General features: G+C 65.0%; 8 protein-coding genes and 2 pseudogenes. 3 read left to right on the forward strand and 7 right to left on the reverse strand.

Annotated elements, in window-relative coordinates:
* The first annotated feature begins 130 nt into the window (after positions 1-130).
* Positions 131-1,060 carry an AraC family transcriptional regulator gene (locus tag E1294_RS48030; RefSeq protein WP_132518836.1) on the forward strand — a complete coding sequence of 310 codons (930 nt, stop codon included), beginning with the start codon at positions 131-133 and terminating at the stop codon, positions 1,058-1,060.
* Positions 1,061-1,996: 936 nt separating this feature from the next.
* On the opposite strand, the pseudogene E1294_RS48035 reads toward E1294_RS48030, so the two are convergent.
* From E1294_RS48035 to E1294_RS48065, 7 genes and pseudogenes are all read right to left on the reverse strand, one after another.
* Positions 1,997-2,194: pseudogene (locus E1294_RS48035) on the reverse strand (transposase family protein); the annotation flags it as partial.
* Between the two features lie 22 nt (positions 2,195-2,216).
* A complete protein-coding gene (locus tag E1294_RS48040; RefSeq protein WP_220448370.1) occupies positions 2,217-3,860 on the reverse strand; it encodes an IS1182 family transposase in 1,644 nt (547 codons plus the stop codon).
* A gap of 197 nt (positions 3,861-4,057) precedes the next feature.
* Positions 4,058-4,639, reverse strand: a pseudogene (locus E1294_RS48045) (transposase family protein); the annotation flags it as partial.
* Positions 4,640-6,286: 1,647 nt separating this feature from the next.
* A complete protein-coding gene (locus E1294_RS48050; RefSeq protein ID WP_132518838.1) occupies positions 6,287-6,535 on the reverse strand; it encodes a hypothetical protein in 249 nt (82 codons plus the stop codon).
* A 154-nt stretch (positions 6,536-6,689) separates the two neighbouring features.
* Positions 6,690-6,932, reverse strand: a complete 243-nt coding sequence (locus tag E1294_RS48055; protein ID WP_132518840.1) for a S8 family serine peptidase — start codon at positions 6,930-6,932, stop codon at positions 6,690-6,692.
* A 169-nt stretch (positions 6,933-7,101) separates the two neighbouring features.
* Positions 7,102-7,557 carry a S8 family serine peptidase gene (locus E1294_RS48060; protein ID WP_132518842.1) on the reverse strand — a complete coding sequence of 152 codons (456 nt, stop codon included), beginning with the start codon at positions 7,555-7,557 and terminating at the stop codon, positions 7,102-7,104.
* A gap of 116 nt (positions 7,558-7,673) precedes the next feature.
* On the reverse strand, positions 7,674-8,630 hold the full coding sequence (locus E1294_RS48065; RefSeq protein ID WP_132518844.1) for an RICIN domain-containing protein: 957 nt from the start codon (positions 8,628-8,630) through the stop codon (positions 7,674-7,676).
* A 65-nt stretch (positions 8,631-8,695) separates the two neighbouring features.
* On the opposite strand from E1294_RS48065, the gene E1294_RS48070 reads away from it, so the two are divergent.
* Complete coding sequence (locus tag E1294_RS48070; protein WP_132518846.1) at positions 8,696-10,054, forward strand: VldE C-terminal domain-containing protein; 1,359 nt, start codon at positions 8,696-8,698, stop codon at positions 10,052-10,054.
* A 143-nt stretch (positions 10,055-10,197) separates the two neighbouring features.
* Complete coding sequence (locus E1294_RS48075) at positions 10,198-11,568, forward strand: hypothetical protein (RefSeq protein ID WP_132518848.1); 1,371 nt, start codon at positions 10,198-10,200, stop codon at positions 11,566-11,568.
* Positions 11,569-11,591 lie beyond the last annotated feature (23 nt).

Below are 11,591 nucleotides of genomic sequence, written 5' to 3' on the forward strand. Positions count from 1 at the left end.
GGTCAGCAATGCGGCGGCCGGTCTTGCCGGTGCCGCCGAGCACCAAAGTCGTCATGCATCTAGTAAGCCCCGATACCGATAAGACTCTCCATAGTTGAGAATCGCAATCCCATATGCGATCGTCTAGCCTATGGACCAGCTCACGGCGCTACTCGACGGCCCGAGAGCCCACGGCGCCTTCCTGCTCCGCTCGCTCCTGGATCCGCCCTGGTCGCTGCGCATCCAGGACGAGGCCCCGCTGTCGGTGATCGCGCAGGTGCAGGGCGAGTCGTGGATCAGGTTCGACGACGGCGAGCCCGTACGGCTGGAGCCCGGCCAGGTGGCCATCGCGCGGGGGCCGGAGCCGTACACGGTGGCCGACGAGCCCGGCACCAAGCCGCAGGTCGTCATCCACCCCGGCCAGCACTGCACCACGCTCGACGGCGAGGTCCTGTACCAGACCCTCGACCTGAGCCTGCGTACGTGGGGCAACAGCGCCGACGGCGGCACCGTGCTGCTCACCGGCACCTACAACCTGGAGGGCGAGGTCAGCCGGCGGCTGCTCGAAGCGCTGCCCCAGCTCATCGTGCAGCCGGGCGGCCCGATCATCTCGCTGCTCGGCGCGGAGATCGTCAAGGACGAACCGGGCCAGGAAGCGGTCCTCGACCGGCTGCTCGACCTGCTGCTCATCGCCGTCCTGCGGGCCCACTTCGCCACGAACGAGGCGCCCGGCTGGTACCAAGCGATGAGCGACCCGGTGGTCGGCAAGGCCATGCGCATGCTGCACAATAACCCGGCCCACCCGTGGACGGTCGCCGCGCTGGCAACCGAGGTGGGCGTCTCCAGGGCAGCGCTAGCCAGGCGCTTCACCGAGCTGGTCGGCGAGCCGCCGATGTCCTTCCTCACCGACTGGCGCCTGGCCCTGGCCGCCGACCTGCTGCGCGAGCCGGACGCCACGATCGGCTCGGTGGCCAGGAAGGTCGGGTACGGCAGCCCGTTCGCGCTCAGCGCAGCCTTCAAACGCGTGCGCGGCGTCAGCCCGCAGGGACACCGGTCAGCGACGGCAGCGGGGGCCAAGTGAAGCCCCTGCTCCTGCTGGGCGTGGACGGCGTGCTCAACCCCATGGGCCGCCCCACGCCCGACTCCGCCGGTGCCATACCCTGTTGACGACAAGGAGACAGAGATTGCCCCTCCACGTCCCTCGGCGCCACCGACATCGAAAGGTGAGGCCGGTGGTGGCCGACTCTCACCGATGGGGAATCTTGTAGGGTGGCGGTACACGAGCAGATCGGGCCGGAGAGCGATGGCGGGCCACCCATGTCACTGACGCTCTGACCAAGCCGCAACGACTGCTGCCCGAGCCCTCCTGCTCTTCCATGTGACGCCTATGAGCACAACTGCCCCCATCGCCACAGCGAGCGCCAGCAGGCCGGTCCAGTTCGGGGCGGCTGGGGGCGCGAAGTTCATGGGGGCCGGCGTTCCCAGGGCAGCGATCAGTTCGGGGTGGGCGACTGCGTGCGCTGCTGAGGACGTCCGTACGGGATGCCCTCAGCAGCGGTTTGACACCTCGCCGAGTATCGCCGACTTGGGCCGATTCCAGAAAAGACCTCGGGAAGGGCGTTGCCTGGAGAACCGGCCGCACCCCTGAATCGGTGATTAAGCTGATATGAGACCGGGAACCGATACCACCCAGCCAGGGCTGGGACAAGAGCAGCAATTCTTGGGCCCAGAGGAAGGGGCTCTGATGCCCGTGGAGGCGGGTTGTAGCTCCGGAGAAGTCAGTCGTCATGCTGGCAAGATGCTCACTAGCCTCGGTTCTGAAGTGTTCAGTTGATTGGTTTGTTCCGGGAGTCGAAATGATCGCGAATGCAGGGGTTTCGTTGGCGCTGACTGCGATACTCGGTGCGCCGCCGGTCCAGCCGCCGGTCGGCAGGTTGCCGGAGACCAGGACCGAGATCGTGGCGAAATTGGCGGGTCGGCCGGTCCAGCTCACCTCCTACTGAACTCTTTTCACCCTCTATGCGGCCTGTGCAACGCGGTGGTTTTGAAGAACGGCGATGGCCTTGCAGAGGTGGCCGGCCTTGCTGGGGCTGCAGCGTAGCTTCCGGAGGATCTTCCAGCTCTTCAGCTGCGCATTCGCGCGTTCCCCGGGTCCGCGCAACCTGGCGTGCGAGCGGTTGGCCTGCTTCTGTGACTCCGGCTTGTCCTTGCCCTTGACCCTGCTGGCTAACTCGGGTTCAGACGGCGAGGGTCTGGTCGAGCCGGGCGAGGTGGCTAGTACGAGTGCGGTCGAGGGGATGTCCGTTCCACCAGGCATCGAGCCGGGTGAGATTGAGAGCAGTAGCTGAGATGACGTGTTCGAGGTGGACCTTGCGGAGTCCGCGATAGCGGGCTCGGCGGATGCCGGTGATGGCGACGGCTTGCCGGATCGTGCCCTCTACTCCGGCGCGGATCTTGTACTTGTGCTGCCAGTCCTGGCTGCTCTGCCGGACACGGGCGGTGTCGAGGGCTTGTTGCTGGGCTTGGGTATGGCGCAGAGTGATCTGACGTCGGCCGCTGGTGCTGCGGGTGCATGCGGTCCTGGCGGGACAGGGCGTGCAGGTCTTGGCCGAGAATCTGACCACGATGGTATCCAGGCCGCGCTGGATGGCGGGGGTCCAGGAGATGCTGGTCTGTCCTTGGGGGCAGGTGGCCTGCTTGGCGTCCCAGTCGATGGTGAACGCGGCCCGACCGTATCCGGTGACGGCGCGGGCCTGGGGCGAGGAGTCGAACCGCACCGGTGCGACCAGGGCCAGCCCGTAAAGATCACGGGCTGAAACGATCAGCTCGGCCGTGGCGTACCCAGAATCGACATAGTGCTCGGCCGGAAGCAGATCCCGCCGCTGGAGTCCTTGATGGATCGAGGCCGTCATGGCCATGTCCGCGACGGTCGCGTCGGTCGTCGCCACGTTTGTGATCAGATTCGGCGGCGAGCTCGCGTCGCCGTCCGCGCCGTTCCCGCTTGTGTCGCAGGTTTCGCTGATGTGCACCTTGTAGCCGTTCCAGAACACGTCGGCTTTGGCCGACCAGCGGGTGTCTGGGTCGTAGGGCGAGGCCAGCCGGTGTCTGCCGGGCGGCAGCCCCGCTCCGCCGTCGCGCAGGGGCCGCCGCCGTTCGACCACCTCCCGCCCGCGGGCATCAACGGTTCGGACGAAGTTCTGGATCAACATCACGCGCAGCGCCTGCACCGCGGGCAGTTCCCGCAGCCAGGCAGGGGAGAACGGCGCGTAGAGAGCCGCGCAGAGCGCGTACCCGTCAGCGCCGTAGGCCCGCGCGAGCTGCTCCTGCGCGGTCTTGGAGGCCGGCAGCCGCCAGGAGTCGACTCGTGCCTGATACCGATCCGCCCAGTCCGGCACCTCCAGCACCTGTTCCACCCAACCGGGCGCGGCTGCGGCGAGGGCTTCCAGAGCGGCCCGTACGCATTCGCCGGCCAGCTCCACCCGGTTGAGGTCCCGCACCGCCGAGATCACATGCGTGGCATCGGTGCGCTGTTTCCCGCCTGCTTTCACCAATCCCTTGGCCTGCAGCGTCTCCAGCAGCAGGTCCAGGACCCGCTCCTCCAGCCCATGGGCGATCACCCGGGACCGGAACTCACTCAGCACACTCGCGTCGAACCCCGGATCGTCCAGCTCCAACCCCAGCGCGTACTTCCACGACAGATCCGTCCGGACCGCTTCAGCCGCCCGCCGATCAGTCAAGTTCTCCACCCGCTGCAGCACCGTGATCAACGCCAGACGACCCGGAGACCAGCCCGGCCGCCCCTCCGTCCCGAACGCGACCACGAACTGCTCATCAGCGAACAACTCACCCAGCTCATCCCGCACCCGAACCGGTAACGGCATCTCCCGCCGCCCCCGATACATCGCTCGGATCGCCTCCGCCACCAACGGCGACGGCTCCGGCCACGGACATGGCTGCACAGACACCAAACCACCCCAAACACAGCCGGGATAAGGGAACAACGGCTGCCCTTCGTGATCCACCTGACCCAGCAGATCACGAACCACACCACGCAGGCCGCGAGTTAGCCAGCAGGGTCGCCCTTGTACGGGGTGAGGACCGGGCCCTCGGCTCCCTGATACGCCTTGTCGGCGAGGGCGATGATTCCGGCTTCCTCCAGGGCGCGCAAGATGCCCCAGATCCGGGCAGCACTCAGGTCGTGCGTCTTGCCCGGCAGTGCTCCAGAGGTCCACAGGATCGTCCCGTCCGGTGAGGCGATGACCTGCACGTTCATCCCATGCACGCGATGCTTGCCGGAGAAGTAGGGCCGGTCGGCCTTGATCCGGTCGGTGCGGATCAGCGTGCCGTCCAGCACCAGGTAATGCAGCCCGTCGCGCTTGGCCTTCCGTAACGCCTGCCTGAGCTTGGGTGAGCGCGCCGACAACAGCTTGACCGTCTCCTCCACATACCGCCACGCGGTGGCCGTCGAGACTCCGAAGCCGGCCCCAAGTTCGGTGTAGGTCTCGCCTTTACGCAGGTAGACCAGCACGAGCAGGGCCTGCTGACCGGGGTTCAGCCGCCGCCAGACCGACCTGATCGCCTTACGATGGCGCCGGATCACCCCGGCGACGTAGTTCAGGGTCTGATGCGACAAATCGACGGCAGCACGGTAGAACAGCACCTGAAGCTCCTGGTGTGATGGTGCGGATTGTGGTGATCAACCCGTCTACCAGGAGCTTCTTCATGTCACCGGCCGAACGCCGGCATCGCGATCACGCTGTTACCCGGGGTATCCGTAGGGGAGGTTGGAAAAGGTTCACTGTACTGTAGCCGGAAAAATGTCCGATCTATGTCTGATCTCTGCCCTGGACTTGGCACCCTTCCAGCGAAGAGACTTGCACCATGCGTTTACCAAATTAGTGCAATCGCCGCCGGAGTTCGCCGTGAACTGCTTGACCATCGCAGGTGCGACAGGCAACGCGCATGCCGCCAGTGGACGGTTGACATTGAGTAGCGGATCCACCAATCGGACGATCCTCTACGTCACCCGCCAGCCTCCAAGGCAATCCCGCGCAGTTGGTCCAGATCGACAAGTTGGACAATCAGCCGAGTCCCGGCTGTCAGGCCCTCCTGATCAACCAGACTGGGGTAAGTAAGGTGTTGTGCGTAGGTCGCGGAACTATACCGGCCGAATTCCGCCAGGTGCGACTCATCCGGGTTCAGCTGGGCGCCGCGCCGCCTTGTGGCTTCGGAACAATCGCAGCTTACTGACCTGCTCGGTCTGCACCGTTCAACATGCGGTGTCAGAAAAATGTGCTGGATATCGGCGAATGCTATGGCTATCCCGAACACCGCCGCTAGGTTATCTACTCATGCCCCTTGCTCGACTTTAGGGTTCCTTGGGCAAGCGTGCATGAATCGAACTAAAGGCCGATAATACCGCCATCGTGCTCAAGTAGGATTCTCAAAAGAGCGACAAAGGAGAACCACGACATGCTCACCCTGCGGAAACTGTCGAAGCTCGCGGCTGTTGCCACAGCGGCCGGATGTATCGTCATTAGCGGAGGCCCGGCGCTCGCGGGTGGCGCCATCGCCACCGAGCCGGTTGCCTCGGCCGAGGTTGCGACCACCGCGCACACCATGGGAATTAGGACATACTGCGATAATTATGTCTGCATTGAGGTGGAAGGGTTCAGTCAGGGACGCTACTCGGTACGTGCCTGGTACCGTCCTTCTGCCGCTGGTGGCACACATATCCGAGGGCATTTCGACTTTCGGGGCCCGGGGCTGTCCAAGTCTAGCGACGACACCATCTGGCCAGCGCATAAACGGACCATCTGGTACGGCGGACGGGGCGTGGGGACAGTCTGTGCCCAGGGATGGGACAAACCGTCAGGGTCGTGGAAGTCGATAGGTCGGGCCTGCGGGAGCACGCACTGACCCCTCAGTCGTAGATCGGCAGTTTCTTGGTAGTTCGTGGGGTTCGGGTGCGGGTAGCTGGCGCGCAGGGCAACCCGGCCAAGCGGCTCTGGCGCTTCCACTTCAGGAAGAAGCCGAAGTGGCGCATCGCCATCACTGCGCACCAGGACTCCATTCTGCAGAACGAGCGGGGCTGGACCCTGGACGGTCCCTCCGGCTACCTCCAGCAGGGACCGGCCGGCCATGACCCGGCCGAGCTGCCCTTACCGACAGGACAAGCTCTGACGACCCGGCCGTCGCTATCGACGGCCGGACGGCACGCCGGTCCAGCCGACGGTCACCGTCACCGGGGCACCCGGCGTCACCTGCGTTTCCGACGGGGTCACCGACAGATTCCCGGTGGCCTCTGTCACCGCGTAGGCGTACGTACATCGGTTCCGTCGCTTCCTGCGGGGAGGCCCCACTGCACGACGTAGACGTCGAAGGTGCCCTCTCCCGGCAGGAGAACGTCCTCGTCGGAGGTGAGACCTTGCGAAGCACCGGCGAACGCGCCGTCGCGGGTGGCGACGCGGGCCAGCCTGGTGCCGGCCGGCACGGTCAGGTCCACGCCGAGGCCGCAACTGTAGCGGTGTAAGTCGACCTGCCGCGACTCGTACACCAATCCTGGGTCGAAAGGCCCTCCGGACGAACATGGCCCGCGCCCATCGCGAAGGGGTCGCACGGGAGCCGTCACTCAGCCGGCGTATCGGCTCACCCTCGATGCCGGCCTGGCAGGCCGTGGTCATGATCGCGGATTTGATGGCGGAGGGCGACTATGCCGGGTTCTTCTGCAAGAGCAGGGCGGCGATGCCGGCGAGGTGCGGGCTTGCCATCGAGGTGCCGCTCTTGAGTCCGTACGACGAGTTCGCCGGATTGGACAACGGCGGCACCGCGGCGACGATGTCCACGCCGGGCGCCAGGACATCCGGCTTGAGCAGGTCGCCTCGGCTGGTCGAGGACGGGCCTGCCGAAGATGAGGACGCCACACCGGGTGCGCGCTGCGACCGCTGCGTCATCGCGACAGGGCCGCGGTCGCGATGCCGTCTCCGTCGACGTAGGTCTTGATCGCGGTTCCCGCGGCAGAGCTGGTATGGATGGTCGGAACCGCAGGTATTCCGTGTTCAGGGACTCGGCCATTGTGGTGTTGTACATGATCATGCCGACACCACCGGCTTCCTTGACGGCCTAGCTCTTCTCTGCCTTGGCGTTCTCACCACGCCGGCAGAGCACGACCTTCCCGGTCACCTTGCTAGAGTCGAGAGCGTCCACATGGCACTGCCGCCGCGGCGTTGAAGAACGCGATGTGTCTGTCGGGTCGATCTCGTCGAAGCCGTCGCCGATGGAGAAGTTGATGACATCGACGCCATAGGTCACCGCATCGTCGATGGCTTTGAGCAGGTTGGTCGTGCCGCCCGCTCCGACACCGGGCGCGACGTGCCAGACGGCCTTGTATATCGCCAGGCGGGCGGCGGGCGCCATGCCCGAGACCTGCCCGATCGGTGTGCCCGCAATGCTCGCGTCGACCGGCACTCCGGCGGCCGTCCCGGCCGTGTGACTGCCGTGGCCGGCGCAGTCACGCGGGGAGAGGAAACGCGACTGCGCCGGCCGCGGCGTGGCCGTTTTCGGAGCAGCACTACGCATATCTCGTTTCTGTATGAGTTTTTACAAGTGTGGTGCCGCGGAGCGTAACCGGGAAAGCCACGGCCCGGCATCTCTCGGATCACGTCAACCCGCATGACACGAGTGAACGCGCCACGTCACCAGGGAAACCAAAGCTGATCGCCCCAGGAACCGCAACGCGTCTGGATCGCGCGCTGCCCCGCCCGCGCGGCCAGGCACAGTCCCGAGTTGACATTGGTGAACCGCTCATAGTCGACATGGGCCCAGCCTCTGCTGATCCATATCTGATCGGCCCAAGTGGCGTTGCAGTTGGCGAGCGTGACGTCGGACTCGGTGGCACCCCGAGCCACCAGGCAGAGGTTCTTGTGCACGTTCACGATCTGGATCCGGGAGTCGCTCGTTCCCCAGGGATGACGGAGGATCCACTTCTGGTCGGCGAAGTGATCGTCGCAGGTCGTCTGTACGATCGGAGCTCCGTGTGTCCCCCGGGCGACCAGGCACAGTCTCGACGACTTATTGCGGATGACCTGGCTGGCCAAGGCGGAGCTCGCCTGGTGAGCCTCTGCCGGCGTGGCCCACAGCAGCATGGCGGCCATCGCGGCGACGCACGCGAACAACTTACGCAGCATCTTCTCTCCTGGGCAGGTGAAGGGGGCTTGGATCGCAACGGTCGGCTGGAGACCCCGATCACATCGACGCCACTCGGCGCGCCGGAATCCCGAACGCATGCGGGCTCCACGAACGAGGCCGATCAGTAATATCCATCCTGAATGGCCGGTAGTCCAGGGCGGAATCCGGACATTGACCGGACAATGATCGAGTATGCCGAGATCCTGGCTGTTCACCGGCCACGCCGGCGCCGACATTTGCGAGTTCGCCTGCGCGCGGCGAAGAATCACCGAAATCGGCGCACGGCCTGGGCGGCAGGTTATGCCCGGTAAACGTCCGCTATCGGCCCTGGACTGTTGTGGCACGGAAGCCGAGAATTTCGTGGGCGAGGCAGGAAAGATATCGGCTCGGGCATGCGATATCTGGTCAAGGAAATAGCCGGCACTCGCGTCGAAATCCGTCTCGCTCTCCGGGCAGTACTTCATGGAAAGGGACGAGAATGAATTTCTCGTGCGTGAGGAATCACATCAGAAGGGTCGCCAGATTAGTTATGGCGGCCGCGCTCGCACTGGCGGCCGCCATGACGGCTCTCGTCGCGACGCCGCTCGCCGCCCATGCAGCCCCTCCTACTCCCCAATTCGGTCCGGCCATCGAAGGGTACGCTCCGCACCAATACCAGACGACATGCGATCCCACCGCGAAGCCCGGCGTGCTGGATTTCCGCGACCTGCTGGACCGCACCTACGGCACGCACACTTCCGGCATCAGCCGGGACTGCAACTCCGGCGGAACCAGTGAACACAAGGAAGGCAGGGCGCTGGACTACCACTTCAACGCCGCAGATCCACCCCAGAACGCGCAGGCCAACGACCTGCTGAACTGGTTACTCGCGACCGACCAGTACGGAAACCGGAACGCGATGGCGCGCCGTCTGGGAATCATGTACATCATCTGGAACCGGCGCATCTGGCAGGACGGAACATGGGCCGCCTACAACGGCGCCAGCCCGCACACCGACCATATCCATTTCAGTTTCGGCTGGCCTGGGGCCAGACGGGAAACCTCCTGGTGGCACCCTTCCGGGCCTCGTGTGGGGCGGGTGTTCTGGAATCTGCGGGCGGCTTCTGGTGCGTGGACGGGTGCGAGGTTGTCTGATCAGGGTCCGGTCGGCAGTGTGGCTTATGCGGGTGGTCCGGACGGTTCGTTGCATCAGTTCACGTTGGCGGGTGGTCGGGTTCATTTGAACACTCGTCGTCCTGATGGGTCGTGGACGGGTGTGCGGATCACTGATCAGGGGCCGGTTGGTGCTGTGGCGGCGGCGGCTGGTCCTGATGGTGAGCTGTATCAGATGACGTTGGCCGGTGGGCGGGTTCATCTGAACATTCGGAACGCGGCTGGGGCGTGGAGCGGGGCGAGGGTTTCGGATCAGGGGCCGGTCAGTGCGATCGCGGCTGCTGTGGCGCCGAATGGATTCTTCTTTCAGATGACGCTCAGGGATGGGCGGGTGTTTGTCAACATTCGTCATCCGAACGGTGTGTGGGATGGTGCGAAGGTCACTGATCAGGGGCCGGTCCAAACTATTGCCGCGGCGGCGGGGATGAGTAACCAGCTGCATCAGCTCACGTTGAGGGATGGGAAGGTGCATCTCAACACCCGGCATGCCAACGGTTCGTGGACCGGCGCCCGTGTCAGTGATCATGGGCCGGTGAGTGCGGTGAGCGCGGCTGCCGGGCCGCAGGGTCTTCACCAGATCACGTTGTCGGCCGGGCGTGCTTTTCACAATCTCCGGCGTACGGATGGTTCGTGGAGCGGGGCGAGGGTCTTCGACAACAACGGTCACATTTTCGCCGTGGCCGCTGGTTGCAACATCACCTCGGGTGATCTTCACATCGCCACCATGATTCCCTGACCACCGACCCCGCGGCGTCGCCATCCCGGAGGCAAGGCCGGACCGCGACGCCGCCGGCTCGGCTCGCTCTGAAGCGGAACCTTCTCATACCTCCACAGGAGAACGACGTCATGCCTCATAAGAAATCTCTCGGATCGCGGCTCGTGCTGCTGTTAGCCGTTCTGGTCACGTGCTTAGGCGGCGTACACGCATTACCCGCGCACGCCGACACCGACCTTGGCTGTCCGGGTGGCGCGACCCACGCCGACGGCGCCATCGCTGCGGAGCTCACCGGGCTGTTGACCGGCAGGATGCGCGGAGCGATATGGGCGGGAAACATCGCGTGCGCCCGGGTCATTGTCCAGACCACGAAATCCCGCAACCTGAGCCTGCGGGCGGCATCGATCGCTATCACGACCACGATCGTGGAGTCGTCCATCCGCAACCTCGACTACGGGCACAGCAGCAGCGTCGGTCTCTTCCAGCAGGTCGACTCCTGGGGCAGCTTCGCCCAGCGCACCAATCCGGTCTGGGCGACCAACGCCTTCCTCGGCGCCATGCTCGATGTGTATCCCGACGGGTCCTGGGCCACCCGCCCGATCGGCGAGGTCTGCCAGGCGGTGCAGCGGTCCGCCCACCCGGAGCGCTATCAGCCGGAAGCCGCGGACGGCATCCGTATCGCCACTAAACTGTGGGGAGAGTCGTCCGGGCCTCGTATGGGGCGGGTGTTCTGGAATCTGCGGGCGGCTTCTGGTGCGTGGACGGGTGCGAGGTTGTCTGATCAGGGTCCGGTCGGCAGTGTGGCTTATGCGGGTGGTCCGGACGGTTCGTTGCATCAGTTCACGTTGGCGGGTGGTCGGGTTCATTTGAACACTCGTCGTCCTGATGGGTCGTGGACGGGTGTGCGGATCACTGATCAGGGGCCGGTTGGTGCTGTGGCGGCGGCGGCTGGTCCTGATGGTGAGCTGTATCAGATGACGTTGGCCGGTGGGCGGGTTCATCTGAACATTCGGAACGCGGCTGGGGCGTGGAGCGGGGCGAGGGTTTCGGATCAGGGGCCGGTCAGTGCGATCGCGGCTGCTGTGGCGCCGAATGGATTCTTCTTTCAGATGACGCTCAGGGATGGGCGGGTGTTTGTCAACATTCGTCATCCGAACGGTGTGTGGGATGGTGCGAAGGTCACTGATCAGGGGCCGGTCCAAACTATTGCCGCGGCGGCGGGGATGAGTAACCAGCTGCATCAGCTCACGTTGAGGGATGGGAAGGTGCATCTCAACACCCGGCATGCCAACGGTTCGTGGACCGGCGCCCGTGTCAGTGATCATGGGCCGGTGAGTGCGGTGAGCGCGGCTGCCGGGCCGCAGGGTCTTCACCAGATCACGTTGTCGGCCGGGCGTGCTTTTCACAATCTCCGGCGTACGGATGGTTCGTGGAGCGGGGCGAGGGTCTTCGACAACAACGGTCACATTTTCGCCGTGGCCGCTGGTTGCAACATCACCTCGGGTGATCTTCACATCGCCACCATGATTCCCTGACCACCGACCCCGCGGCGTCGCCA

The organism is Nonomuraea diastatica (genome assembly GCF_004349015.1).
GTDB lineage: Bacteria > Actinomycetota > Actinomycetes > Streptosporangiales > Streptosporangiaceae > Nonomuraea > Nonomuraea diastatica.

Coding starts and splice junctions, on each gene's coding strand:
- E1294_RS48030 (WP_132518836.1), top strand. CDS start 131: ATGGACCAGCTCACGGCGCTACTCGACGGCCCGAGAGCCCACGGCGCC.
- E1294_RS48040 (WP_220448370.1), bottom strand. CDS start 3,860: ATGCCGTTACCGGTTCGGGTGCGGGATGAGCTGGGTGAGTTGTTCGCT.
- E1294_RS48055 (WP_132518840.1), bottom strand. CDS start 6,932: ATGACGCAGCGGTCGCAGCGCGCACCCGGTGTGGCGTCCTCATCTTCG.
- E1294_RS48060 (WP_132518842.1), bottom strand. CDS start 7,557: ATGCGTAGTGCTGCTCCGAAAACGGCCACGCCGCGGCCGGCGCAGTCG.
- E1294_RS48065 (WP_132518844.1), bottom strand. CDS start 8,630: ATGAAGTACTGCCCGGAGAGCGAGACGGATTTCGACGCGAGTGCCGGC.
- E1294_RS48070 (WP_132518846.1), top strand. CDS start 8,696: ATGGCGGCCGCGCTCGCACTGGCGGCCGCCATGACGGCTCTCGTCGCG.